Annotated in this window: 25 protein-coding genes, 1 tRNA gene and 1 pseudogene; 11 read left to right on the top strand and 16 right to left on the bottom strand. The window is 39.9% G+C overall.

The features are described 5' to 3' along the window. Window positions 1-216 precede the first annotated feature (216 nt). The 5 genes from fruA to folD all read right to left on the bottom strand — a co-directional run bounded on the left by fruA (window position 217) and on the right by folD (window position 5,553). A complete protein-coding gene (gene fruA, locus P3L44_RS05445) occupies window positions 217-1,911 on the bottom strand; it encodes a PTS fructose transporter subunit IIBC (RefSeq protein WP_272662058.1) in 1,695 nt (564 codons plus the stop codon). Window positions 1,912-1,922: 11 nt separating this feature from the next. Beyond that, a complete protein-coding gene (fruK, locus tag P3L44_RS05450) occupies window positions 1,923-2,867 on the bottom strand; it encodes a 1-phosphofructokinase (RefSeq protein ID WP_140171188.1) in 945 nt (314 codons plus the stop codon). Continuing rightward, entirely contained in the window at window positions 2,864-4,018 is a 1,155-nt protein-coding gene (fruB, locus tag P3L44_RS05455) for a fused PTS fructose transporter subunit IIA/HPr protein (RefSeq protein ID WP_272662059.1), read from the bottom strand. Before fruB ends, fruK begins: the two co-directional genes overlap by 4 nt. 446 nt (window positions 4,019-4,464) lie before the next feature. Next, window positions 4,465-4,677 carry a ribosome-associated protein YbcJ gene (gene ybcJ / locus P3L44_RS05460; RefSeq protein ID WP_094960990.1) on the bottom strand — a complete coding sequence of 71 codons (213 nt, stop codon included), beginning with the start codon at window positions 4,675-4,677 and terminating at the stop codon, window positions 4,465-4,467. Window positions 4,678-4,695: 18 nt separating this feature from the next. Beyond that, window positions 4,696-5,553: a bifunctional methylenetetrahydrofolate dehydrogenase/methenyltetrahydrofolate cyclohydrolase FolD gene (gene folD / locus P3L44_RS05465; RefSeq protein WP_102139361.1), complete on the bottom strand. Its 858-nt coding sequence runs from the start codon at window positions 5,551-5,553 to the stop codon at window positions 4,696-4,698. Between the two features lie 187 nt (window positions 5,554-5,740). Between folD and P3L44_RS05470 the strand changes: the two genes are divergently transcribed. Next, a tRNA-Arg gene (locus P3L44_RS05470) sits at window positions 5,741-5,817 on the top strand. Between the two features lie 195 nt (window positions 5,818-6,012). After that, window positions 6,013-7,221, top strand: a complete 1,209-nt coding sequence (locus P3L44_RS05475) for a tyrosine-type recombinase/integrase (RefSeq protein WP_272662060.1) — start codon at window positions 6,013-6,015, stop codon at window positions 7,219-7,221. Between the two features lie 355 nt (window positions 7,222-7,576). Here P3L44_RS05475 and P3L44_RS05480 read toward each other — a convergent pair whose 3' ends face one another. The 8 genes from P3L44_RS05480 to P3L44_RS05515 form a co-directional block, all read right to left on the bottom strand. After that, window positions 7,577-10,153 carry an AAA family ATPase gene (locus P3L44_RS05480; RefSeq protein WP_272662061.1) on the bottom strand — a complete coding sequence of 859 codons (2,577 nt, stop codon included), beginning with the start codon at window positions 10,151-10,153 and terminating at the stop codon, window positions 7,577-7,579. 190 nt (window positions 10,154-10,343) lie between these two features. Next, window positions 10,344-11,612, bottom strand: coding sequence for a hypothetical protein (locus tag P3L44_RS05485; RefSeq protein ID WP_272662062.1), 1,269 nt, complete (start codon window positions 11,610-11,612; stop codon window positions 10,344-10,346). An 11-nt stretch (window positions 11,613-11,623) separates the two neighbouring features. After that, the gene (gene qatD / locus P3L44_RS05490; protein ID WP_272662063.1) at window positions 11,624-12,349 is read right to left on the bottom strand and encodes a Qat anti-phage system TatD family nuclease QatD; all 726 of its coding nucleotides are present in this window, start codon (window positions 12,347-12,349) and stop codon (window positions 11,624-11,626) included. Continuing rightward, window positions 12,346-13,665 (bottom strand): Qat anti-phage system QueC-like protein QatC, encoded by a 1,320-nt coding sequence (gene qatC, locus P3L44_RS05495; protein ID WP_316928266.1) that lies wholly within the window; start codon window positions 13,663-13,665, stop codon window positions 12,346-12,348. The genes qatD and qatC overlap by 4 nt, the downstream gene beginning before the upstream one ends. Continuing rightward, window positions 13,647-14,399: a hypothetical protein gene (locus P3L44_RS05500; protein WP_272662065.1), complete on the bottom strand. Its 753-nt coding sequence runs from the start codon at window positions 14,397-14,399 to the stop codon at window positions 13,647-13,649. Before P3L44_RS05500 ends, qatC begins: the two co-directional genes overlap by 19 nt. Next, a complete protein-coding gene (locus tag P3L44_RS05505; protein ID WP_272662066.1) occupies window positions 14,399-16,183 on the bottom strand; it encodes a P-loop NTPase fold protein in 1,785 nt (594 codons plus the stop codon). Before P3L44_RS05505 ends, P3L44_RS05500 begins: the two co-directional genes overlap by 1 nt. A gap of 873 nt (window positions 16,184-17,056) precedes the next feature. After that, window positions 17,057-17,266 carry a helix-turn-helix transcriptional regulator gene (locus P3L44_RS05510; RefSeq protein ID WP_272662067.1) on the bottom strand — a complete coding sequence of 70 codons (210 nt, stop codon included), beginning with the start codon at window positions 17,264-17,266 and terminating at the stop codon, window positions 17,057-17,059. Between the two features lie 105 nt (window positions 17,267-17,371). Further along, window positions 17,372-17,959 (bottom strand): inovirus Gp2 family protein, encoded by a 588-nt coding sequence (locus P3L44_RS05515; RefSeq protein ID WP_004264277.1) that lies wholly within the window; start codon window positions 17,957-17,959, stop codon window positions 17,372-17,374. 489 nt (window positions 17,960-18,448) lie between these two features. Between P3L44_RS05515 and P3L44_RS05520 the strand changes: the two genes are divergently transcribed. From P3L44_RS05520 to P3L44_RS05555, 8 genes are all read left to right on the top strand, one after another. Next, window positions 18,449-19,216, top strand: a complete 768-nt coding sequence (locus tag P3L44_RS05520) for a hypothetical protein (RefSeq protein WP_004264276.1) — start codon at window positions 18,449-18,451, stop codon at window positions 19,214-19,216. A gap of 52 nt (window positions 19,217-19,268) precedes the next feature. Then, window positions 19,269-20,132 carry a GTPase family protein gene (locus P3L44_RS05525; RefSeq protein WP_316928267.1) on the top strand — a complete coding sequence of 288 codons (864 nt, stop codon included), beginning with the start codon at window positions 19,269-19,271 and terminating at the stop codon, window positions 20,130-20,132. A 91-nt stretch (window positions 20,133-20,223) separates the two neighbouring features. Further along, a complete protein-coding gene (locus P3L44_RS05530; protein ID WP_272662071.1) occupies window positions 20,224-20,649 on the top strand; it encodes an antirestriction protein in 426 nt (141 codons plus the stop codon). Window positions 20,650-20,662: 13 nt separating this feature from the next. Beyond that, window positions 20,663-21,499 carry a DUF932 domain-containing protein gene (locus P3L44_RS05535; RefSeq protein WP_272662072.1) on the top strand — a complete coding sequence of 279 codons (837 nt, stop codon included), beginning with the start codon at window positions 20,663-20,665 and terminating at the stop codon, window positions 21,497-21,499. A 211-nt stretch (window positions 21,500-21,710) separates the two neighbouring features. Then, window positions 21,711-22,394, top strand: a complete 684-nt coding sequence (locus P3L44_RS05540; protein ID WP_272567481.1) for a helix-turn-helix transcriptional regulator — start codon at window positions 21,711-21,713, stop codon at window positions 22,392-22,394. Between the two features lie 20 nt (window positions 22,395-22,414). Further along, entirely contained in the window at window positions 22,415-22,621 is a 207-nt protein-coding gene (locus P3L44_RS05545; RefSeq protein ID WP_272662073.1) for a hypothetical protein, read from the top strand. Window positions 22,622-22,725: 104 nt separating this feature from the next. After that, complete coding sequence (locus P3L44_RS05550) at window positions 22,726-23,292, top strand: hypothetical protein (RefSeq protein WP_006814444.1); 567 nt, start codon at window positions 22,726-22,728, stop codon at window positions 23,290-23,292. A gap of 110 nt (window positions 23,293-23,402) precedes the next feature. Further along, window positions 23,403-23,849: an IrmA family protein gene (locus P3L44_RS05555; RefSeq protein WP_316928268.1), complete on the top strand. Its 447-nt coding sequence runs from the start codon at window positions 23,403-23,405 to the stop codon at window positions 23,847-23,849. Window positions 23,850-24,021: 172 nt separating this feature from the next. Here the strand turns inward: P3L44_RS05555 and P3L44_RS22100 are convergent. The 3 genes and pseudogenes from P3L44_RS22100 to P3L44_RS05565 all read right to left on the bottom strand — a co-directional run. Beyond that, window positions 24,022-24,135, bottom strand: a pseudogene (locus tag P3L44_RS22100) (hypothetical protein); the annotation flags it as partial. Further along, window positions 24,084-24,344: a hypothetical protein gene (locus tag P3L44_RS05560; RefSeq protein ID WP_140171153.1), complete on the bottom strand. Its 261-nt coding sequence runs from the start codon at window positions 24,342-24,344 to the stop codon at window positions 24,084-24,086. The gene P3L44_RS05560 and the pseudogene P3L44_RS22100, both read right to left, overlap by 52 nt. A 14-nt stretch (window positions 24,345-24,358) precedes the next feature. Further along, window positions 24,359-24,550, bottom strand: a complete 192-nt coding sequence (locus P3L44_RS05565) for an Arc family DNA-binding protein (RefSeq protein WP_125891632.1) — start codon at window positions 24,548-24,550, stop codon at window positions 24,359-24,361. Between the two features lie 154 nt (window positions 24,551-24,704). Here P3L44_RS05565 and P3L44_RS05570 point away from each other — a divergent pair, with 154 nt between their 5' ends. Continuing rightward, a complete protein-coding gene (locus P3L44_RS05570; RefSeq protein ID WP_272662075.1) occupies window positions 24,705-25,259 on the top strand; it encodes a hypothetical protein in 555 nt (184 codons plus the stop codon).

A 25,259-nucleotide genomic window follows, 5' to 3' on the forward strand; every position in this document is an offset into this window, starting at 1 on the left:
TGGTGTTGCCATCACTTGGCTACTTGGGTCACATACTTTTGTATGCTCCCCAAGTTATCATTTCGAGTACTGATGGACTTAAAAAATCCTGCATATTTAAATGGTTAGGTATTGATATCTAACCGTTTTTTATTTTTAGTGTGAAATAAAAGCCCCCCAGTTAAGGGGGGAATAAGACTACCAACAGGGACTAGGAATGGAACTTAAATCTGGTGATTAAGCGATACTTGCCATTTCTTGTTGAGCTTCTTTGGGCGTTGCTTTTTTGACAATGGCATAAAGCACACCAGAAACCACCGTGCCAGCTACTATCGCGAATAAATACATCAATACATGATTAATAGCTCCGGGTATTAACAGCACAAATAAACCGCCGTGAGGTGCCATTAGCTGAATACCAAAGTACATGGATAGCGCCCCAGTTATCGCGCCACCAATGATACAAACAGGAAGAACACGAATCGGGTCTTTGGCGGCAAATGGGATTGCACCTTCTGAAATAAAACATAAACCGAGAACAAAAGAGGCTTTACCCGCTTCGCGTTCAGCGGGAACAAATTTATGTCTCGCTATTAATGTGGCAATCCCCATTGCCAGTGGCGGCACCATACCTGCAGCCATAATCGCTGCCATTGGTGCGTAGGTTTGTGAACTTAATAGGCCGACACCAAAGGCGTAAGCAGCTTTGTTGACCGGGCCTCCCATATCCGTACACATCATGGCACCCAATATTGCACCTAAGATCACTGCATTGGTGGTTCCCATGGTATTTAGCCAGTTGGTTAACCAGTCCATCAACCACGCTACAGGGTGACCAATCACATAGATCATGGCTAAACCCGTAAATAAAGTGGAAATGAGTGGCACGATTAAAATTGGTTTTAACGCTTCCATGGTTTGTGGCAATTTTAATCGGGTGCTAATAAAGTGAGCGCTATAACCTGCAAGGAAACCGGAAATGATCCCGCCTAAGAAACCGGCGCCTAAGGTGGTTGCAAGTACCCCACCGACTAAACCCGGGGTTAGCCCTGTTCTGTCAGCAATGGAATAGGCGATATAACCCGATAGTACAGGCACCATTAATGCAAGGGCTGTTTGCCCACCAATTAGGCTAAGCACCCAGGCCAGAGAGCCTTCTACATTGGATGCATCTAAACCAAAAGCAAATGAAAGTGCAGTACACAATCCTCCTGCCACAACCATCGGGAGCATATAAGACACACCTGTGAGTAAGTGCTTATAGACTCCGCGTTTTTCGTTGGATTGGCTTGATTGTGATGAGTTTTTGCCATTTTGTGGCGAAAATGTACTCGCCTCCTTTATCGCTCTATCTAATTCCTGTGCTGTTTTCTTCAATGCTGCACTGGTAGAGGTGCGGTACATTGGCTTTCCCGCAAATTTATCCACATTGACTTCGATATCAGCAGCGACAATGACTAAATCAGCTTGTGCAATTTCTTCTGGTGTAATTTCATTTCCAACCCCTACAGAACCACGGGTTTCTACTTTGATATTCCAGCCTCGTTTTTTTGCTTCAGCTTCAAGTGCTTCTGCGGACATATAAGTGTGAGCAACCCCTGTAGGGCAAGCTGTAACGGCTAATATAGAGAAAGTTTTTGTGTGCTGCGGTTCGGCAATTTGTTGTTCACAAAGTGTGGCTTCATTAATTGCTGATGTCAGGAATTCAGCAGGTTGCCTAACAGCGACATCGGGGTGGCCGAAATAGATTTTTTTGTCTGCACAATTGAAATCTTCAGGCAACTGAGTGTCAAAACAAATCACAATATCAGCATCAGTAAGCTGTTCAGTGAAGGTGATATTTTGTAAGGCAGATACATTCTTTAAGGCATCGATGGCTAGCCAGCAAATAGCAGGGCCTTGCTGGTGGCTTGGAGCGATTAATATTTTCATGTTTTTCATCCTCATTGAGCCGTAAACGGTTGTAAGTCAACCTTTGTCATCATATGTGCAAGTTGCGCTCGGTCTGTGATACCGACATTGGGTTGGGAGACTGCAAGTGCAGAAATGGCAGTAGCTAAGCGTAGTGTGTGCTCACTTGTCTGCCTCATCATTAGCCCGTAAATTAACCCACCTACCATTGAGTCCCCTGCGCCGACGGTGCTGATAACGTCACATTCAGGTGGTTTAGCAAACCAAGCACCTGATGAATTGACCCACATAGCGCCTTTTTCGCCTAAAGAAACTACTACATGCGCAATACCTTGTTGGCGAAGTTGATTCGCGGCATCAACGATATCTTGATGAGTTGGGAGCGGTTTGCCTGCCCAAATTTCAAGTTCACGATGATTAGGTTTTACTAACCAAGGAGAAGCTTTGAGCCCAGCGACAAAGGCTTCGCGGCTACTATCAAAAATGACACACATGCACTGTTCTCTAAGGCGTAACATCCATTGAGTAAAGTCTTTTAAATCAACTCCTTGAGGCAAGCTCCCACTGACGCAAATCATATCAAACTGACCTGCCCAGCTAAGTGAGTCGGTGACGAAACGTTGCCAGTCCGCTTTAGTGACACTGAAGCCTGAGAAGTTAAAATCGGTAACTTCGCCTGTGTGCTCTGTCAGTTTCACATTGATACGGGTGCGGCCTTCAACAACCTGAAAGCGGTTAGCAATTCCTGTTTCGCTGAACGCTTTTTGGAAACCATCTTGGTTTTCTTTACCTAAAAAACCACCAACAGTGACATCAATTCCTAAGTTTTTAAGTACTTTGGCCACATTTATGCCTTTTCCAGCGGCATGAAGCCCAGCCGTTTTGACTAAATTCACATCACCTCTATGAATATCAGGTAAAAGCCCAACTAAATCATAGGCGGGGTTTAACGTGATAGTTGCGACTCTTCTGCTCATGCGATTTCTTCTCCAAGTCCTGAGTTAATTGCCTCGCCAATGGTAACGATAGCTTCTTGTGCATCTGTACCTTCTGCGTGAATTCGTAAACGGTGCCCACATTTAGCGCCTAAACTGACGATTTTCATTAAGCTGCGACCATTTACGGGAGTCGCAGTACCATCAAGATTACTCACAGTAATAGTGCTTTCGAACTGCTTAATGGTGGTGACTAACTGGGTGCTCGGGCGCGTATGTAGCCCATGTGGATTAAGAACGGTGAAGTCCTGAGTGATTCCGGATGTACTTGATGATTCACTTTCCGTGTGTGAATCTTCACTACGCAATAAATTAATTAGATTGTTAACGTTATCAGTGTTGTTAATTAGATTTAATTCTTTATTTTTCAATAAATTATTTATTTTAAGTAAAAAAGTTTCTATCTGATAATTAGCGTAAGAGAGAGTGATTAGGGCATTGACTGGGTTACCTTGAAAGCTAAATGGTTTTTTTACGGTCGTTATCGCAATCGCATTCTGAATATTTCCAATAGGGCTATCACTTAACCAAATACCTTGACCTAAATACGAAGGTGTTTGGGTGAGAACTTGGGTAATAAAGTCGGTACTAACAGCTTGGGCGTTTTGTAGGTTAATAATATTCTGTATTTTTAATGTGTTTATATTATCAACACTGGCATTAACCGTGACCATAGAGTCATCAAGTTTCACTGGTTGAGTTTGGCGTTCACCCATTAGAAGTTGTTTTAAGGCTTCGGGAGTGTTTGCTTTGGCCATTGCATCCGCTGTGTGTTCATCACTGATTATATGGGTTAATTGACGAAGTAATTCGAGATGTTCGTTTGATTGAGCGGCAATGCCAATAACAATATAAGCAGTTTGGTTATCACCCCAATCAATACCATCAGGGAATTGGAAAACAGCAAAACCTGTTTTCAACACTTGGTCTCGTGTCTCTGTTGTCCCGTGTGGGATAGCGATGCCATTTCCTAAAAAGGTAGGAGCTTGGGTTTCTCGGTTAAGCATCCCTTGCGCATAACCGCTTCTTGCATAGCCAGCATTTTCTAATGCTTTAGCGACTTGTTCTATTGCATTTTTTTTATCAGATGCAGCAGCTGCAAGGTGGATATCACTTATTGGTAAGTTAAACATAATTTCTCCTGATTATTATTCATAGACGGATCAGCCAGAAGACTTGCAAGCGGACCTGATTATTTGTTAATCATGTTATCGTTAACAAGATTAGCTGAATCGTTTAGTCTTGTCTATGCAGTTAAGGTGTGAAATACAAAAAATGAGATCTAAGTTAAATTTTTATAAGGGGGGATTTTCGCGTTTTTTATCTGTTTTAAGTTAAAGCTGAAGTGGTTGCTGAAGCTTTTTATTTATATAAAACAATAAATTAATTTTTCAATATATTTGATTGCTTAAATACTTAATACAGTAAAAATGATTTAAAGAAAAAATTCGCCTAGAACTTCAAAATGGCTTTGTCAGTCTTGTAATAAATCAGAATATTTTGAATAAAAGGGAGGGGGAGTGCATTGTTGATTCTAGAAAGGAGGTAAGCTGAAATTTTTCAGCTTACCTAATTGTATCTATTCTACAACTTTGATTTTTTCGCTGCCCATTGAAACGATTTTACCCGCTACAATTTTACAGCGTTTGCGTGTTTCGACCACACCATCAACTTCAACTAAGCCATCTGCAATCATGGCTTTTGCCATTGCTCCGCTTTCAGCCCAGCCTTCAATTTTTAGCAAATCACACAGTTCGACGTGTGGATGGCCATCTAAATTGAATATATCCATGATAACTCCAAAATTACATTAAATATCGTGGTACTCTTCACATGCCTGAAGGGTATTTTGAATTAAAGTTGCAACAGTCATTGGGCCAACACCACCAGGAACTGGGGTTATCCAAGCGGCGTTTTTCGCGGCTTCGTCAAAATCGACATCCCCCGTGACTTTGCCGCTCTCTAAGCGATTAATACCGACATCGACCACAATCGCTCCAGGTTTAATCCATTCACCAGGAATAAAATTGGGTTTCCCCACAGCGACGACAACTAAATCAGCATGGCGAACATGGTGTTCTAAATCTTTGGTAAAGCGATGCGTTACTGTTGTGGTGCAACCTGCTAGTAGAAGCTCTAGGCTCATTGGACGGCCAACAATGTTGGATGCGCCAATAATGACGGCGTTTAAACCATAAGTGTTGATACCGCAACGCTCAAGTAGAGTAACAATCCCTTTGGGAGTGCATGGACGAAGGCGTGGTGCACGTTGGCACAAGCGACCAACATTATAGGGATGAAAACCATCAACGTCTTTGTCTGGATGAATGCGCTCAATGACTTTGACGTTATCAATACCCGCAGGTAATGGTAATTGAACTAAAATTCCATCAATTTCAGGATCTTGGTTTAAATCATCAATTAGCTTGAGTAATTCAGCTTCTGTCGTTGTATCTGGTAAATCATAAGAACGTGAAATAAAACCGACTTCTTCACAAGCACGGCGTTTGCTGCCGACATAGATTTGTGAAGCTGGGTTAGCGCCGACTAAAATAACGGCAAGACCGGGAGCACGTTTTCCCTGTTCTAAACGTAATTGTACTTTTTGGGCAACTTCCTGCCTAATTGTCTGCGCAATCGTTTTCCCATCAATAATTTTTGCTAACATCTGTAACTTAATCCATATATGAGACACGGTAATGGCTCTATTTTGTCAGAAGTTAGCGCCCTTGTCAGTTCAAACTATTACATAAAATGAGCATATAGTTATTTTAGTAGCGAAAAGCCATTGACTCAGCGCTCAGCAACCGTATAATTCAACGCCATCAGCCAGATAGGCTGCCTGCATTATCAATGCGCCCTTAGCTCAGTTGGATAGAGCAACGGCCTTCTAAGCCGTAGGTCACAGGTTCGAATCCTGTAGGGCGTACCATTTTGAGGTCAATGGATATCAACTGATGTCTTTTTTTATGCCTAAAATTCAGTGAATTAGCTGATTTTTACCTTTCTTCGTTCAACTGACGTCTACCTATATCAACCTACATCAAGTAATATTTGTTGGTATATGCGTTGGTACATACAGGTTCAATGAATTCTTATACCAACACAAACTCATGGGAGTTCCTATATGGCACTAACAGATGTGAAGGTAAGAACGGCAAAGCCTGCCGATAAAGGATACAAACTCACTGACGGTGAAGGGATGCACCTTTACGTGCATTCTAATGGTTCTAAATACTGGCGGTTACAATATCGATTCGACGGAAAACAAAAAACATTAGCACTTGGCGTTTACCCAGAAATATCTTTAGCGGATGCAAGGCAGCGTCGAGATGAAGCAAAACGTCAAATCGCTAACAACATTGATCCTTCAGAACATAAAAAGCTTGAGAAGATAGAACGCAAATCGGCGGTTAATAATACATTTCAAGCCGTAACCCTCGAATGGCACGAATATAAAAAGCCAAACTGGTCGAAAGGTTATGCTGAAGATTTAATGGAGTCATTTGAAAATGACATCTTTCCTGATCTCGGTAAAAGGCCAATAGCTGAAATAAAGCCACTAGAGGTACTCAGTACGCTGCGTAAACTAGAAAAAAGGGGAGTGCTAGACAAGTTACGTAAGATACGTCAAGCATGTAACCAAGTCTTCAGATACGCTATTGTAACGGGTAAAGCTGAATATAACCCTGCTTCTGAACTTGCTAGCGCATTAACACCACCCAAAGCACAACATTATCCACATTTGCTTGCTAACGAATTACCTGAATTTCTTAATGCATTAAATCATTATTCAGGTAGCCCAATCACTCGGCTAGCAACTAAAATTCTGATGTTAACAGGCGTGAGAACTATTGAGCTACGTTTAGCAGAATGGGGTGAGTTTGATTTCGAACGCTGTATTTGGGAGATCCCCAAAGAAAGAATGAAAATGCGCCGCCCACATCTTGTTCCATTATCGACTCAAGTCATCACGGCATTACGTGAAGTTCAAGCCATTACAGGACGCTATAAGTTGGTATTCCCTGGTAGAAATGACATTACCAAGCCAATGAGTGAAGCGAGTGTTAATCAGGTCCTTAAACGTATTGGTTATCATGGAAAAGCAACTGGACATGGTTTTAGGCACACTATGAGCACTATCTTGCATGAGAAGGGATTCAATACGGCATGGATTGAGCTTCAACTTGCTCACGTTGATAAGAATACGATCCGTGGTACGTATAACCATGCTCAGTACCTTGAAAACAGAAGAGAGATGATCCAGTGGTATGCGGATTATATTGATGAGTTGGAGTGTGGGGTAGGGAATGTGGTGAGTGTTAATTTTAAGTAATAAATAGCCATCTTTACGCAAAGATGGCTATTATTATTTTTATAGCGAAATAATCTTGTCTGTAATAGCTCTATTTCACCCAATGTAATTAGGTTATAATTTTATTCAAGCTTAAGGTAGCCCATTCAGGAGTATAAAAGAAGGTTAGCGTGACATGGCTTTCGCCACACGATAAGAACAATTTTGCATGAGGAATATAATTCGGCATGGATTGAAATCCTGCTCGTGCATATTGATAAGAATACAATTCGAGGCACAAAACCTGTTAGCTTAAGTCTGAACTAAGACAAATTATTTATAGTATCTGGTAATTCATTTATTGCTGTAGAGGCGCCTCTTTTGAGGCGCACAATTACTAGGTACGACGCTTTTTAAGTGCCTTAAAGTACTCGTCCAGTCGAGTTACATCTTGCTCAATTTCATTATAACTAGGGCAATCGACAGATAATCCAGTTGCATTATCATGTCCGTACATAAAAGTACTGCATTTAGACATTGCAGCATTAATTATGTCATTATCCTCAACAGTTATACCATTTATAATAACTCTAAGACTTTGGGTCTTAACTTCACGAGCAAAACGTTCTACCACTTTTCTTAATAACCATTCTTCAACGAGGCGCTCCCACGTTTCGCGCATTAGGTTATAAGTATGCTTGGCATTAAATTCATATCTAGAGTCACCAGATATTTCCATTTTTTTAAGATCTGGTAATAAATTTTTTAGAAAACCTATTCTTGATAGTGTATTTTTAGCATCCCAAGGTGGTTCAGGGGATGGGAATCCAGCAACATTACCATATTTTGATATAGATATAAGTTTCAGTGTTGAATTAGCCTCATCACTAGATTCTTCCAACATCTTAAGAAATGGCATATCATGAGTAAACACAATTACCTGACGATTTAGTGACTCTTCTGCTATTCGTTTAGCAAACTTTCGGCGCCATCTATGGTCCAGTGAGTTGATAGGATCATCAAAAATAATCGCTGATTTTCTATCATCTACAGTTAGCTCTGCTAAGAAACTAGCTAGTGCAATACATTTTTGTTCGCCTTCACTTGCTATTTCCATTATACCATTTGCCTTACCAGTGAGGTGAAGTTTGAACATTTGTTTTCCGCGTACACCACGAGTTTCAGTGCCAACATCTAAGTTTTCAAAACCAAATTTTTTAAGTTCGTTTGTAAATGCTTTCTGGAGATGACCAACCGCACCACTCCTAGCTATGGAGTTTGTTAAAGTGGTAATTTGTGTAGACTGACAAGAATTCGATAGATTATCGTACAGTGTAAGTATTTGGTGGCGTTTTATTTCTGTAAGGATATTTTGCTTTGCTGAAGTAAATAGTTTCTTATCTTCAAGGTCTTGGATTAGAAGTTCTAGAGTGGCAATCTGTTTTACTAATCCTTCATTTGTTGCTACCTCAGCTTCTTTTTTTTTCCAGTAGCTCACCTGACTACTCAACCAATCGACCGTATTAAACTCAGTTTTAATAGGAGTAAAATCTGGTTCGGTTTTAATTAGATTATCACGGATGGTTTCAAGGTTTTTGTTTAGATCAATAATTTTCTTTTCATATTCTGGGTTTTGTTCCTGAATTATACTTAAAGTCAATTCATAAGGCTTGAGATCGAATTGCAACAACTTAAGGTTACTAATAAACGAATCAAATACTACTTTTGCTTTGCTAGCTTTAATTTGTGTTTGATTTTGGAGATAATCATTGAATAACTTTAATTTTTTAGAGGTTTCACCAGATATTGATTGAAGGCAAGTAGGACATGGGGCACCCTCAATCGGAGGAAAAGTAAGTTCAGAATTATAAGTCTGTACAAACGATTTTACGTGATTCCACATGGCAGCCCATTCAGGTGAGCAAATACCAGAAAGTTCATGTCCATCTAATGCCTGAGAACGAGCAAATTCTGCTGCTGCAAATTTAGCCTTGTAATCATCAAATGAGTTTTTAATTATGCAAAAACACTCATGGTCTAACTTGCATTTTAGCTTAACTAGGTGATCTAGTAGTGGCTGTAAACTTTTGTAGCGGTCTCTGTAGGTTTTACGAATCTGCTCAGGAGTGCTAGTTTTAAGTTTGGTTAGTTCAGCTTGGTGATACTGAATAGACTCTTCTTGTTCCTTGCTTATACAAAACGCATTAACATCTTCAATTTTAGTCTTGTATGAAAGAGTTGAGATAAATGCAAAAACTTTGCTTCCAGGTCTGAAGTCAGGTAGCGGATTAGAAGTTATATATGGCTCTTTTTCTTTGTCATTGCTGGCTCGGACAAATTCACAGGCTCGCATTAACTGTGATAGCAACTTCATGCTTGCTGGTTTGTATTCAATAGTATCTTCACCTGAGATGTAGTGAGCCGCAGAGGTATTATCGAAGATTCTAATGGATTTTAAGTCTTCTTGGATTGGAGTTGATAATCTCCAGGCAATAGCATGTTGTTCTTGACCGATAGTGATGGCTATATCTGCGGAAGGTTCGCTTCGTTCCTCTTCATAAATGTTGGGTAGAATTTTAGGAGTTTCTCCGCGAGTAAGGCAGGCATTTTTAAGTATTTTTGCATAACTGGATTTACCTGATCCATTGTCACCATAAACTGCTGTTAATCCGTCAGTTGCGAACTCAAGCAACGCGTCAGATACAAGAGCAGAAACATGTCTTACATTGCTAATGTTTTTTAGGTTTACCGCATTTTTTTCTTCACCAAAACCCGAGAGATTCAAAGGAGCAATGTAACCTGCATAAGATTTGGTTTGCGATTCTAGCCCATGTTCAATTTTGGCAACTGTGAAAAGAAGTTCAAAATCATCTCTTTCTAATTTACCTTTTTCAGCCGCTAGCCTAATGGCTTGACGCCACCAAAGATTTTTCTTTAACTTGTTAGCCCAGTTAACAACACTTTCTACTGACATATTTTTCCTCCAATGCTCTGCCCCAATAGGCGGCTAAACCACAATATTAAAATAGGCATTTAATATAAACTGATTCCTTGTGACTTTTCCTAACTAGTATGTTTATTTTTTACTCAAACTTGATGGCTTAAATCTATGTTAATGAAATTAATTTAACATGCTATTTTTATACGGAAATTTTCCGCAATAATTATGTTTTATTCAATTCTGCAACTATAAAAAGTTCATTTTCTAAATCGTTAACTATATTAATTAAATTTTCACTTATCTTTTTCCTGTTTATTTCTCTTTCCATTTTTGCATCATCAGAAAAATATTTATTTATTGTTTCAATGTCGTCTATTTTAATATCTTCATTTAAATTAAAAGGATTGACTTTTGGGAATATTATAGGTTCATTTTTATCTGCATGATATGCAATAGCATTTATTGGGTATAAATCAATAATTTCTATTAAATTTTTATCAAATGTCAATATGGCAGGAAAGAAGTAACGAGAACTATCATTAAGTTTAAATGTTGTATTTTGTTCTAGTTGCCTAATATGCCACAAATCCCATGCCATATTTTTTAAATGATTAAAAATATTTTTTTGTTTTTTTTGTATTTTCCCAAAAAATTTTAATTTCTGCCCTTGCCTAAAGTAGGCATGAGCAATTGCAGCTTCTCTTCCATTCATTGTTGCTAAGCATTGATGACAAAAATCCAAGAAAGCTTCCATTTTTTTACTAAAGCTATGATTTGAATATTTTATTTGAATAGATACCATTTTAACTAGACAAACATACATACTTTTATGATAAAAATCTAACCCATCTAAAAAATTAGAATCTTCTATATTAAAATACATTGTTGAAAGGAAATTTTGAGCTCTAGATGTTATTTCTTCGTCCGGTAAGTATGACCTAATAATACCTTTGTTTTTAAGTGAATAAATATCTATATTTCTTAATATTTCATATGCTTTTAAATTTTCAAATATTTTATTAACCATAGTGTTGTTTTTGATATTTTGATAATTCTCCATACAATATGGCATAGGATCTATATTGACATTAGATTGGGATACAAAATCAAAAACTTCATTTAAATCTATTGGTTGTGATCCTTTTTTTATACCTGAAATATAAGGATACAGATAGCTCATTGCATTGGTATCAAGAGAAACTGAATAATCTATAGGATATTCTATTCTACCATGTTTCATTTCATGGAAACTTTGCTCATCAAAAACAAAAACATGTTCAGTTTCAAATAATCCTCTAATTGCACCGGTTGAAGAAAAATTTTTATTTATGGTATATCCAGGCACACCTCCGTTATCAGAAGAAAATATAAATTTATATTTTTTCAATAACGGATGGAATTTCGAATATAATTCAAAGGCTTCTGATAAATTAGTGGTATTTCCTATCATAACAACGATATCTTCAGGGGCCTTATCTATTAAACTATTCATCAATCGCTACCTTATAAGTTACATAATGTCCTAAAATTCTCTAAAATATGTTCTTTAACATCAGTTTGATTCATTCCCCATAATGTGGCTAGCTGCTTTTCCACAATTTCACAATCCCATGGCATTAGTGGACGATTGCAGAACTTACCAAATGGTCCATCTGTTTCTGGAAGAATACGTGATTGAGGAATTTTTAAAGTCAACGCCTTGCCTTTTATTGTATCGAGCATAGCGGGCCCAATTGAGAACCAACATCCTAAGTCAACAGCCCTTTCAAGCTGCTTAGGTGTTCCTGTGAACCAATGTAATATTGCAACTCCGTCAATATTTTCAATCTCATCAAGGACTGCTGATGCACTTCCTCGGCTATGGATACTCATAATTTTTCCACCAGCCTGATTTACGCTATTAAGTATATGTCGAAATACCTTCAATTGAAGGTTCCAATGTTCTTTAAACCCTTTACCGCCATCAAGACCTATTTCCCCAACATACCTTGTCTCCGAAAGTAGCGAATCAAACAGCTCTAATTCATGCGACCTTTGATGTGCAATTTGGGGATGAAGCCCAAGAGCTGTTCGGATTCGTTGGCTTCCTTTAGCTAGCAAAGAAGTCCCATGCCATGCTTTGGGGGTCGTTGTTACCGACAGTATATAACTCCCTCGATGCCTGCATTCTTCAGCCACCTGCTCTGGCTGAGGATATAAGTCAAGGTGACAGTGCATGTCGATGCTCACACAATGCCCTCACTCAGTAAGTAGTTTTCGACCTCATTTAAACCATCCGAAAACACCTGCTTAAAATCATTGAATGCTGCCATAGGTAAAGGGCCGCTTTTGGCGATCCATGCTCCTATGTTTAAAGTTGATTTCTGCGCGATTGCAATCCTAAGAGCGATAAGATCATCCCTACGATCAATTTCATTCATTACTTTAGCTAGGGACTGGAAAGTGTAATCAGCATCTCGACTGATCGCTCCCGCATGAAGTGATGCCCGTCGAATGATACAAGGTACGCATACCCCGCACTGCTGATTTGTTCGTTTCCAATGACTGCAAGATACCGTACTTTCGATAATTCTAGATAAGAGCGGCTTATCCAAGCATTGGGAGGTCATTTGCCCTTTTGTTTTGAACTGATATGGATTAATTATTTGGCAGGGAATATTGGTTGTATCAAAGATCCTTTGTATGCTCGCAATAAAATGTGGGTGTGTTGTCCGCGTGCTCAACGTACCTATTCGGCGTGGGGTAAGTGGCGCATTTAATGAGATAAATCCATTTTCAGGCACGAACAGTTCGATTTTTTCTTGTTGAGATACTTCTTGTACAGCACAAGCGCCCACTGCTGCAAAAGCAAGAAAATTGAGACTCCGCGTTCGCATCGTAATATCAGTCACACCTTGGCATAGATGCGGATCAGCATTAATTTCAAACCGTGAGTATTGACCATTCAATCTTTCAGCAATTTGATCTTGGCGCGACTTATCTCCTTTATAAGCATGACTAACCAAAAGCGGAGCACGTCCCTTTGTCAGGAGATCTATTGCGCCAATAGCCGAATCCAATCCTCCCGAAAATAAGCTGACGCAATCAAGTTCTTTGAGCTTAATCAGCTGAAATCTTGAATGTTGGCTATATGGTTCAGGCGGTGCATAACCACCATTACAAAACTCGAAATCCCAGATGTCTCCACTAAGGAAATGCAAAGCGCTTTCAAGCTCCTTTTTTAGAGCAATCCATCGAGATGACTCATGAAGCGGAAGTTGTAGCGACAGCTGACGAGTCCAACCATCCTCAGCACTTTCACGCTGAACGAAAGTATCGGCGGCTGTAACCGCTAATGCGATGCTCAAAAAATCTATGACCTGGGCTGGAATTTTGACTCCCAAGCGCTTAATTCTATCAATTGCAGGATTCCCAATAACAGATATATCACCGCGACCTTGACCACTTAATCCATAGAGCTGTACAGGCAACACGTTATCACTTGCTGGTGGTAAATGGCGATGATCATGATGAAAAACTAATTGTGTCATTGATAGGCCTCCCATTCTTGCCAAGCTTCAATAATTGCCTGACGTTCAATGTTGATTATTTGATTCCGTGAGAACGTTCTGATGTTACCAACAAGTTTTGGAGCCATATGTTTATCAACAACAACTTTGATTAATTCTCTAAGTTCGGTTTCTGCTTGGATTGCCTTTGAGGGGGTGTCTGCTTTATTCCATGCCTTATTAGAGTCCATTACCATCTGAAGAAAAATACTTTCCGCTAAATAACCAATCATTGTATCAACAATCACTTCATCAGTTATTTTTTGAGGATCGAAAATTTCGACTCCATCAAGAGCTTCCACTAAAGCATGGTTCATGGCTGCACAGATCTTTTCTGAATCACCATCCTGTGATGTTAAAGCTTGAGCAATAGCTGATATTGCCACTTCACATGGAAGGCCTGTTAAACTACCCAGATTGATGTTTGGTTCTCCGGGAGCCGAAGGCATTCCCGTTAAAGCCCCAAACAATCCGCCCCCTGCCTGTGTGACACTCCCTAGTCGTCGTGCTGCATTATTGCTCCCTCCAGAGGCTTTTCGCGCGTAATGTCCTATGGCTTTCTTGAAGTCTGCTCTATTACCGTTTGAAACTGCATTTCCTAAAGATTCACGGAATGGCGCAAATCTTCTTTTTTGTGGCGAAGGTAACGGTTGCTGCGGCTGGTCATCAGCCCAAGGTGGAACTAATGGAGAACCACCTCCCGGACCTGTACTTGATTGTGAAGTTCCCATTAGGCGTCCTTATTCCATTGCTCATCTTTTAGTGCTGTAGTCATCCACGGTGGTCGTCTTGTCCCCAGCTGCAACTCCTGCAAGTAACGAATTAATATGCTAGCTGCATCTACCGAGTGGCGTGCTAATACGCATGCACCAGAAAATCCCTTAGGTTTACGAGCCCAGTCCGATACTTGTCTTAACTGGCTAATTAAACCTTCCATTACTGGTACTTGTTCTTCACGAGGAAGTGTTTCCAAAAGAGTTTTCGCTGTCGGAGAACTAGTATTTTTTAGTTCCATAAATGCATTCAGTACTTCCCGCCCGGATGGCGATAAACCAACCACATATGCACCTATTGGCATAGTTTCTCGAGATAGATATATGGCAGCTCTCAAGTCGATTCCGCCAAGGCGTGGTTCAAGTTGTGCCCATTGACTGATGAAAGCTTTAGTCGTTGGGTTATCAGTCCATGTTTTTGGCGCTTCAGAAGGTATTTCTCCATTAGCATCTTCGAGCTGTTTTAGTAGCTGTGGCATACCTTGTTCAATATCTACAAGATGATATAAATCAGCGGTAGCATCTACTCCGACACATCTCTCAAAGATCACTAGCTTAGTGATGATGGCTTCATCCAAAGGCATAGATCGTCGCTTCGCAATTTGAGATCGCATTTTCACAACATTCAACAAGCGTTTAACGATCCTAGGGTTACCGTGGATAATTGGAGAGTTGGCTAATAGTGGAGCAATACGGTCAGCACGTGCAAATGCTAATGCGAGATCGCTATCCTCTGATTCACCAGTCATTTTCAAGGCATCCTGGCGTGCAATTGGTTCATCTTTCCAGGATTGCTGTAATGCTTTTTCTAAACCATCACGGAGCGCGGTACGTTTTTCGCCTTTTAGACCATGCTCAATAGCATAAAGCATGAACAGATATGAACGGATCTCACGTACCCCAGCTTTTGGTACCCGAATAGGAACCTGAATTAGCTTATCTAGATAGTCTATTTGATGTCGTTGTGATGCCCCTTTGAAGTAATCAGCCACAGAAGAACGAATCATATCCTCATCTGCTGCAATGATAAAGGCAGTATTAGTTAAGAAAAGGAATAATCTGATAGCTTCAAGCGTATGAATAGCATTGGTAGGGAGGCAGCGATCGAGGTTATCTATGACCACGATAAGTGGTTTACCAAGTTCGTCTAAAATCTCCCCATATTCCTTGCGGAAAGCATCAATCTGCTGAGGAGGACTTTTTTTAGTCTCTGGCTTAATCAAACCACTAGTCTTTTTTTTGCCTTCTTTAGCTAGGTTGCCCAAAGCCTCATACTCTTCTTGACTCTGGATACCATCGGTAATATTTTTTAATGCACCAATACCTCTTGAAAGGAAACCACCAGTAGGAACTCCTGCAAATAAAGCAGCTCCTTCAGCCAGAAGGCCCATTGCCCTAAATCCATCAACCCGACTAAGGAGTTTCGCCGCTTTTGAGGTAAGGGTGGCATTTCCTTCCACAGCTTTTGTCAATGCTGTAGCTATGACCTCGAGAAGTGCGGCTCGAGCGTCGTCATAACCCTGATAGAGCCAAGAGTCAAAGTTGATAACAATCCAATCTTTGTGTTCTCGCTCAAGTTTTTGCTCTATCAGTTCCAAAAGTGAGGATTTACCTGCTCCCCAATTACCAAAAATACCTATCGATACTGGTAACATTCCTTCGGTGGAGAGCACATCTACGGCTAGCTGGGATACCTCACCAAAATTTAAGTAATCTTCCGAGGACTCCTTATCGGACCACATTTTTTTTCCTTATGTTACCTAATAAATTGGTAGTGATAGTGTCAAAACCTACTATCTAATTAGGATTCGTTAGATGTAACAAAAAATAGAGATTTATTTTAAATTATTTATAATATTCATGTAGTTTATGATTTAAACCAATACGTATCTATGACCAATGTCGAATATACAGACATAAAATTATTGAAAACAAAAATTCGCTGTAAGAATTGTTATTAATTTTTTGATATGTAATGTATTTATTATCAACCAAACAACACATAATCATCCATTATCCTCGTCAGTCCTCAGTTCTCCATTTGCCTGCCAATTATCCGTTTCACCAACCGTTCTTCAGTTTTCATCTTCAGGGTATTCAGCCTATCATCTAAAGGAAAACCTAACATCAAATCATACCAGCGCAGCCACATTAGTTTGGGACGCAGCACAGGGTTATTGAACTGGTTAAATAGGATAATCAGTTTGTCGGCAAACGAATACTGCCCGAGTCACATGCATTTGTTGAGAAGAATGCCTTCCAGCATCGGGTGGTAACGTAGTAGACGGTTATCGACCTCTAGGCTTCCATTCATATCAGATAGTACAGATAACGGCTCATGGACATTCTACTGCGAATTAAGCGGTATAAACATGAGGAACGACAACGAGTGTACTGTCGGTGTTAGGGAAGCGTATATCAGCTACCATAAGCTGGCTGTTATTTTCGATAGGGATGCCACCTTCCCTGATAAACGGCGATTTTGGTAAAGCTAGCCAGCTCAAGTAGTGACGTAGCTATGCCTCATGAGAGTCATGATACTTTTTCATTGTTGAATTTTCAGTGTGATTTAAATGTTGGTGTTGCTAACGAAGAATAGGGGAGTGATGTGATGGTTAGACTCTGGATTCGGCAATACGTGCTTGTAACCAATCTTCAACCTCGCTCTTTAACCAGCGAGAGCTACGCCCTAGTTTTATTGGTTTAGGAAACTCGCCATCTTGGATGAGTTTATAAAACCACTTATCTGTTAGTCCGGTTAAACGGGTTATAAATTTCATATCAACGAATTGGTCATCTAGTAAGGGAATAGTTTGCGTGTTCATTATTGAACTCCTGTCTTTAAAGTTAAAAGGCAGAAGGGATATCGATAAATGTTTAGGGATATCTTTCTTCCAAAAGATATCCCCCTCATGTTTTTTATTGGTAGATTAACGGCTGCATCCGAAAGAACGCTCACCATCACCATAATATTTTGTATGTTCTTTGGCTAAGTAACGACAGCGTTGGTTTAATTCGAATATCGTACTTTCATTGTTAGCATTATTGTTATCTAGCCAAGTAACAGCATTGTCTGGGATATGAACTAAATAACGCTCCGCAGGGTAGTTAACACCAATTGCACTACACCATGCTTGTTGTACTAATGCATAAAGCGTTCCTTCCGTTCTAGTGTAATCACCTAAACTCCAATAGACGTCCTTATTGACTAGTAGCAACAAGTGATAATGTTTCCGACAACTGATCTCACCAAACTCTCTGACCCAAACATAAGATAAGGGGCATGAATAATTACGAGCCCATACTTTATTTTTGCGTCTTAGGTCTGCGCCTATTTTGGCTTTTAGGGATTCAATGAAACGAGTTATGACTGTTGAATCCTCATGGTAACAAGTTGTCGATGACGGGAAGCGTAAATCTACGCGAATAGCTGTGACACGATTATTGGTGAGGAGTGATTTATGGATAGTGCTATCTATCTTACGAAGATAGTCCTCATTGTAGGTATAACTAGACATGATTTATTCCTTAAGGTTTTTTAAGTCATATCTAGTTCGATGGATGTAAAAAATAGATAAGTTAGTCAAGATTGCTTGAGTGATCTTTAGGTCTATAAAATGTCATTCTTACTCTATTAAATATATAACTATACCAGCACCGTTTTTACACACAGAAGTCCTGCTTGTCAGAGGCTCAGTGACTCATCTCATTAAAAAGTACTCTGATATTAATTTTCTAACGCGAAATGGATAACAGCGTCACTTTCACAATATTAGAATTATTTTTTTAGTATGCTTATCAATAAAAACAGCACTATTGTATTAGTATAAGCCTAATAATCTATGTATAACCCTTTAAAATTAAGGAATGAAAGAACATGAATATCACGATTAAATCATGAATAAAAATGTGTTTTAATTAGCTATTTATTGGTGGTTTTAATAGTTTTTTATTACCGTATGATAAAATAATCATCATATTTTAATTGATAAAAAAATGAGGCTTTCATGACGATGAATTATTCATATATAGAGAACGAAATTTATGGTTATATGAGAAAGAATAAAGTTTTTTGTTACCTCATATGGCGTGTGTTGAGCAACAGCAAAGACGCAAATTTTTATATGTTTAAAACACGAAACTATTTAAAAGATCTCACGGTTAAGTACGATTTTAGTCGTGTTATAAAAACAGTAACGAATGATTTTTTTGACAAGAAATTTCTTTTTGAGCCGAAGAGCCATGAAGGGCGATATGTTGAAAGTATCGAATATATTAACTTTGTTGTTACAAAACTTAATGCTTATAACTACACAGATTATGCTACTGATATTTATAGAATGCTTGACTATTTGAGAAATGACTTAGTCAAAAAGACCTGCCGTTACAGATATTTTGATTGGTTAAAAGCGTCTGATAGTAAAACTTGCGAGTGGGTCTATAACTACCTAATCAAGAGCAGAGTAATAGATAAAACTCAATATCAAGATAATGAAGAGCTGTATCTTTACATTGTGACTGGTTTTTATTTATGGCAACCACCCCAAGAGGAAAGAGATAACCGTTATAAAAAATTACTCCTAGCTCGAAATGAGCGAAAACACAGAATAACTAGCCAATCAAAAGGTTCGGTAAGGCCAAAAAAATCACCGAAAGATATTCAACTTTCAGCAGAAGCAAGAACTAAATTGACAGAGTTAGCCCTTAATTATGGTGTACCCGCGTCGGAATGGTTGAATAGCTTCATTATTGATGAATATGAAAAAATGAAATAAATTTCAAATATATATCATCTATGCGAACTTAACATATATTAAGGTTGCAACGATGAATAAACTCGAGAATCATTTTCTTTTCCTCCCTAAAGGGGCTAAGGATGTGTTTTTATCCCATTTGAATAAACTCATCAACTACTCCCCCACCATCGGTCTGATGGGTAAAACAGGGGCTGGAAAATCCAGTTTAATCAACGCCCTATTCCAATCTGCCCTATCGCCCGTCAGTAATGTCTCTGGCTGCACACGGCAAGCCCAGCTCTTCAATATGACCATAAACAACCACACACTCACCTTTATTGATTTACCCGGTGTGGGGGAAAGCCTTGAGCGAGATAAAGAGTACCACCAGCTATATCGTAACTTATTACCAGAACTGGATTTAATCATCTGGGTACTCAAAGCCGATGATAGGGCATGGTCTTCTGATGAACAGTGTTATCGCTTTCTTACTGAGCAATGTGGCTACCAATCTGAACGATTTCTGTTTGTATTGAATCAAGCTGACAAAATAGAGCCCTGCCGCCAGTGGGATGAACACAACCACCAGCCATCCCTTGAACAAGTGGCTAACTTAGAATTGAAGCAGCAAGCCGTGATAACAGCATTCAAGCCGCACCACCCTGTGATGACAGTCTCTGCGGCAGAAGGTTTTCAACTTACTGAATTAGCTGAGCAATTAATACAGGCGTTACCGGCGCAAGCCAGTAGCGGGGTAGCTAGGCAACTGAACAGCACTTACCGGACGCAATCTGTGGAAAATTCGGCACGTAACGATTTTGGGCAATGTGTCAGTGATATCATCGATACAATAATCGATATCATTCCATTACCCCCATTGATAAAACATACGATCAGCACGGTCAAAAACAGCATCGTCTCCGTCACTAAGTCCCTGTGGAGCCTGCTGTTTTAACCTCTTACGTTAACCCATTCTTTGTCACTCTCAGCGCCAGTCCTTAACGAGGTTGGCGCTTTTTTATCTCTTTTTATTGGAGTTCCAATTTATGAATCATTCAACTAAATCCGCTATCACAATGGAATTAGTCCCTGATGAACAACGCCTTGATTTTTGGTTCAACCATTTTGGTGCAGTAAAAGGCTGGGCCACCTTTGAAGTGGTGATCTTCACCACGATGGGGCAATTCTGTGATGAGTATCATGGCGGTTACTGGGAGTACGGCGTGCTCAGCAATGGGGGAGCCTTTATCTACCCTGATATCAACATGGATACCTTAACGTTATTTAACATGCACAACGGCAATGAAGCCACTATGAGTCAAGAAGCGGCAGGGATTGCTATGTGTCTGATCCTGTACAGCATCTGGTCATTCCAAACGGAAAGCGAAGTGATGTGCGACCGCTTTTATCAGCTGCGCGACTATGCTTCACAACATCCCGAATCCAATGCCATTTTCCACTTAATTGATTAATCAGGAGTCTATCATGAGTTTATTAGCCTCTCGTTTTGGTTCAGCAAATAGTATCCGTCGTGACCGTCCACTCACCATCGAAGAATTATTCCATACTGTACCGAGTGTGTTTTCTGAAGAAAAGCACGATTCACGCAGTGAACGGTATACTTACATTCCTACCATCACTTTGTTAGACAGCCTGCAAAAGGAAGGCTTTTATCCATTCTTTGCTTGCCAAACTCGGGTGCGTGATGTCAGCCGCCGAGAGCACACCAAGCACATGTTGAGGCTGCGGCGACATGACCAAATTACGGGCGTACAGGTTCCTGAAATTATTTTGCTTAATAGCCATGATGGCTCAAGCAGCTATCAGATGTTGCCGGGACTCTTTAGAGCCGTGTGCTCTAACGGTTTAGTGTGTGGTGATGTATTGGGAGAAGTTCGTGTGCCCCATAAAGGGGATGTGGTGGGTAAAGTGATTGAAGGGGCGTATGAGGTACTCGATACGTTTGAGCAAGTGGCTAAAAAGCGCGAAAGTATGCAGTCATTATTGTTACCTCCACCCGCCCAGCACGCCTTTGCTGAAGCGGCTTTGACCTACCGCTTTGGCGACGAGTTCCAGCCCGTCACGCGAGAGCAAATTCTACAGTCTCGACGCGTTGAAGATAAAAAAGAAGACCTTTGGACGGTGTACCAGCGACTACAAGAAAACCTGATTAAAGGAGGATTATCAGGCCGCACTGCAAAAGGTAAACGTGCTCGCACTCGTTCGGTTAATGGGATTGATGGCGATATCAAACTCAATAAGGCTCTATGGGTGATGGCCGATACTTTATTTAACCAACTTGCCCCTCGCCAGCCCAACTAATTTTCTCGCCCTGACAGGTTGTGTCGTTACGCCTTACTTTTTTATCATTCAAATAAAAAGCATAACGTTATTTATCAATGAATTACTTATAGTCATTTTTCATTAAAATGCCTAATGAGAATTTTTCCCAACAGACATAACCTGTCAATTCCCTAAGTTAAACTCCCTCACTTCTTAATTTTCTAACGTCTGTTATTGAGAGCAATACGTTATGTTTCAGACCAACCGAAAATATGACCGCATGGCTGTGCGACTCTCTACGCTGATTGCTCGCTTAATGGCAGGAGAAAGCCTTGTGCTCTCATGTTTAGCCCAAGAGTTCAATGTTTCTGAACGCACGTTACAGCGCGATTTTCGTGAACGCTTGGCTTATCTAGGTGTAGAAGGTCGGCAAGGTTGTTATCGCTTGCCTATCAATACGCTAAAAGCTTACCGAGACAAAGATATTCTGACCTTTGTGAAACAGATTGGAATGACGCGATTGTTTCCGGGGCTAGACAGCCGCTTACTCGGGTTACTGTTAACTCAGCAGCCTCATGCACCTTGTCTGATTTGGCACCACGCCCATAAGATTTCGGCTTTACATGCAGACCATTTCTATCAATTGGTGTATGCCATTACAGGCAGACACTCCATTAGCTTACTCACACCTGAGCGTCGTTTTAATCCGCTACAACCTTATCAACTGATTTACCGTGAAGGACAGTGGTATTTACTAGCGGAATATCACCAGCAAGTGCATGTTTTATTGTTGGATGATATCCAGCAAGTTCAGCCGCTAAATACCCCCTTCACACCAAAACACGCAGTGATGCAACTGTCACAACAAAACAGTTTTATCGCAGCATTACCGCATTTTCGATTGATATCACAATTACTTACCTCTCTTCCATAATGCAAAGAAAGGAGACGACCATGACGTTATTAACACCACCAGCATCGCATCCCACACATTGCCCCCACTGTTCTTCTGAGCAAGACATTATTGCATGGGGCACGGGCTGGATATGCCGCGACTGTAATTTTGAATGGGTAACACCGATTCAAAATCAAAAGCCTATCTCCAGTGAGATTAAGGAGAGACTGCAATTTCACGGTAAAGAAACATTCAGTCATTCATGAACTGACCACTTAATACGCCACACCAGAGAAAACTAAGCATCCACTAAGTAGTGCTTATCTTGCGTCAATATTGACGTATCTAATAATATTGAAAGGAATTTTAAATGAAAAAATATTTAGCTCTTATTACATCCGCATCATTATGTCTTATCGCTTCACAAGCCTTTGCCGCCAGCAAGCCGCCTAAAGATACGATTTGGGAATACAAAGGTGACGGTGGTAAAACTTTATGGCAAGTTTGTGGCAGTCAAAACAGCACCTGCAAAATAGTGGGTTCAACCAAACATTATGTTGCCGTGCTGAACCGTAAATCCGCTTCGGGTTGTGCGTTCGGTGATTTTTATATCGTGGCAAGAACTGACGGTTTTTGGCAGCAGCGAGATACCGGCACATGTAGCCCTAACGCTTACATCCAAAAAGGAACCATTAATAATGGTCAATACTCTACCGTCGATATTGGTGTTGGTGGAACTATCGTGGCACAGTACCCTATCGGTTATTGGAGCCAGAAGAAAGAACTTTCGGGTAAAAATCGCCCTCGTTGGAAAGAGAAGGATAGAACGCAAGGCGGTTTACAGTTTAACATGAAAGCTTATGAGGATATTCAAAAATATGGACGTATTCAAAAAGAGACATTAGAAGAAATGAAGCGAGAGAAACAAAATCGATAAATGTGGATACATGTTCATTGTCTTCATTCTTTCATCGTCAAGCTTAAACCACTTCCGAAGGGAGTGGTCTTTTAATTCAACTAAATGAATTTGTTCATGAGGAATATATGATGAAAAAGATAAATATCCTATTCGTTCTGAGTATGTTGGTGTTGGGTTCATTTACATATGCAAATGAACAACGCTACGCAAGTATTACACATACAAGCTCAAATTTTATTAACAGAGGTTATTGTGGTTACTCGTTTACTCTCGATAACGGCGGTAACCAGATGGTTTTAGACCATGCTGAATTTGGTGCGCTTGAGATAACCTTGAGAATGAAGGATGGGCAAGGAAAGGTATTAGGGGATACGATACTGGAAGTTGAACCTTTTGGCGATTCTAGCGCAACGCGTGTCACGTTTGCAGGATTAGAAATTCCGTGTGAGGATGTCGCTGTATTTGAAGTGGTTAAAGCGGTGGAAAATCAGAACGGGCATAAGGTTGAATTATCGCTATCGACCTTTCAGGCGAATAATCTAGAGTTGGCGAAGATGTCGATTTCAGGGAAGTAGAAAAGCTTCGGTATTATGATAGAAAAATAATTGTTGGTATATTTGTTGGTATAAAATTTATCGAACACGATATTTTTATTATAAAACAATGTTAATTAACTCGTGTTCGAATCCTGTAGGGGTACCATTTAAAATCAATGAGTTATGCTGGTTTTAATCCTGCTTGATTTCCTTATTGTGTCGTAATTGTATCGTTATCATTAAAAATGGTATCAATATGTCTCGCGTGTTCGCTTAAATGATTAGGCGCAAGATGTGCATACCTTCTGACCATTTCCATTCTCTCTCAGCAGTTCTCAGCAATGACTTCATTATTATTGCCAAATGCTTTTCTTTGGTGGCTGTTGTTACTTGGGCCTCTGAATAAGCAGGGATTTCCTTTCCCTTACGCTTGGCTGCTTCAGCTTGTTTTTCCCATCGCTCTCTAACCTTCCTATTTCTCATCTTGCTTACAGCTACATAAATTTTTGCTTCTGTAATATCTTTCAGCTTCACACCGTCGAAGTGATCTAACCAAAAGGAAAGACGACCTTTATGGTTAAAACTTCAACATGAGAATTACGCAGTATCCAATATTCGATAGCTGTGACCATTTCCTGATTGGTTGAGCGATTATTAAATTCAGCTAACTCTTGAACTTTATCTTTTAAATCAATCGGTAATCTGAGGTTAACCTGCTGATGGGTATTTTTATTGGTAATTTTTTATTACCAGTCTTGATAGTTGTTATGGTGGGTATTATCGAGGCGCGGTATTATACACCTCGATATTCAAGATACAAGTAGAGCTTGCGGTTAAGTTAACTTAATTCTAATATACTCCAAGGTATATTTAGCAATTTGATAAGGCATGAAAATGAATCCTTTACTAACACATTGTTTTGCAGCGATTTTAGCGGGTGGAGTGCTCAGCGTTCCTTCGTATTCGCTCGCTGACGCATGTAATGATAAGGAGTCGCATGTCATGAAGAGAAATGTGATTGATAATGTTACAGAGCTTAAGTCTGAGTATGCAGAAAGAAATCAGATAGTTAATAAGCTAGCTGATGAAATAAACGCGTACTACTTTAATCTGTTAGAGATGGATGATTATCAAGCTCATGGCGTTATGCTTCAAAATGGGGTTGATGAAAACAAAGCTTGCGAAGCTGCTTTAAGAGGATTTGAAAATGTTCTTAAAGTAATGGTTAAGCAAGGCGACTTGTCCGATGAAGAAAAAACGGAAATGAAATCATACTTGCGAACAGTTGCTAAGGCTAGATATGCAATAGCTCGTTTAAATGATTTTTCTCGTCAGTTATTCACTATCCCTAAAACATTCGAAAGTGATATCGACTTTAATGCTTTAGGGGAATTAGCTGATTATACAACTAAGAAAATAATTTCAGGTGATTATTCCTTTACTGGCTAA

The organism is Providencia sp. PROV175 (assembly GCF_032707045.1).
Classification (GTDB): domain Bacteria; phylum Pseudomonadota; class Gammaproteobacteria; order Enterobacterales; family Enterobacteriaceae; genus Providencia; species Providencia hangzhouensis.

Coding starts and splice junctions, on each gene's coding strand:
- P3L44_RS05500 (WP_272662065.1), bottom strand. CDS start 14,399: ATGGGAACTTCACAATCAAGTACAGGTCCGGGAGGTGGTTCTCCATTA.
- P3L44_RS05570 (WP_272662075.1), top strand. CDS start 24,705: ATGAATCCTTTACTAACACATTGTTTTGCAGCGATTTTAGCGGGTGGA.
- ybcJ (WP_094960990.1), bottom strand. CDS start 4,677: ATGGATATATTCAATTTAGATGGCCATCCACACGTCGAACTGTGTGAT.
- P3L44_RS05540 (WP_272567481.1), top strand. CDS start 21,711: ATGTTTCAGACCAACCGAAAATATGACCGCATGGCTGTGCGACTCTCT.
- qatC (WP_316928266.1), bottom strand. CDS start 13,665: ATGGGAGGCCTATCAATGACACAATTAGTTTTTCATCATGATCATCGC.
- P3L44_RS05525 (WP_316928267.1), top strand. CDS start 19,269: ATGAATAAACTCGAGAATCATTTTCTTTTCCTCCCTAAAGGGGCTAAG.
- P3L44_RS05480 (WP_272662061.1), bottom strand. CDS start 10,153: ATGTCAGTAGAAAGTGTTGTTAACTGGGCTAACAAGTTAAAGAAAAAT.
- fruB (WP_272662059.1), bottom strand. CDS start 4,018: ATGTTTAACTTACCAATAAGTGATATCCACCTTGCAGCTGCTGCATCT.
- P3L44_RS05545 (WP_272662073.1), top strand. CDS start 22,415: ATGACGTTATTAACACCACCAGCATCGCATCCCACACATTGCCCCCAC.
- fruA (WP_272662058.1), bottom strand. CDS start 1,911: ATGAAAATATTAATCGCTCCAAGCCACCAGCAAGGCCCTGCTATTTGC.
- P3L44_RS05555 (WP_316928268.1), top strand. CDS start 23,403: ATGAAAAAGATAAATATCCTATTCGTTCTGAGTATGTTGGTGTTGGGT.
- P3L44_RS05505 (WP_272662066.1), bottom strand. CDS start 16,183: ATGTGGTCCGATAAGGAGTCCTCGGAAGATTACTTAAATTTTGGTGAG.
- P3L44_RS05520 (WP_004264276.1), top strand. CDS start 18,449: ATGACGATGAATTATTCATATATAGAGAACGAAATTTATGGTTATATG.
- P3L44_RS05510 (WP_272662067.1), bottom strand. CDS start 17,266: ATGAACACGCAAACTATTCCCTTACTAGATGACCAATTCGTTGATATG.
- P3L44_RS05550 (WP_006814444.1), top strand. CDS start 22,726: ATGAAAAAATATTTAGCTCTTATTACATCCGCATCATTATGTCTTATC.
- P3L44_RS05485 (WP_272662062.1), bottom strand. CDS start 11,612: ATGAATAGTTTAATAGATAAGGCCCCTGAAGATATCGTTGTTATGATA.
- folD (WP_102139361.1), bottom strand. CDS start 5,553: ATGTTAGCAAAAATTATTGATGGGAAAACGATTGCGCAGACAATTAGG.
- P3L44_RS05535 (WP_272662072.1), top strand. CDS start 20,663: ATGAGTTTATTAGCCTCTCGTTTTGGTTCAGCAAATAGTATCCGTCGT.
- P3L44_RS05530 (WP_272662071.1), top strand. CDS start 20,224: ATGAATCATTCAACTAAATCCGCTATCACAATGGAATTAGTCCCTGAT.
- fruK (WP_140171188.1), bottom strand. CDS start 2,867: ATGAGCAGAAGAGTCGCAACTATCACGTTAAACCCCGCCTATGATTTA.
- P3L44_RS05475 (WP_272662060.1), top strand. CDS start 6,013: ATGGCACTAACAGATGTGAAGGTAAGAACGGCAAAGCCTGCCGATAAA.
- P3L44_RS05515 (WP_004264277.1), bottom strand. CDS start 17,959: ATGTCTAGTTATACCTACAATGAGGACTATCTTCGTAAGATAGATAGC.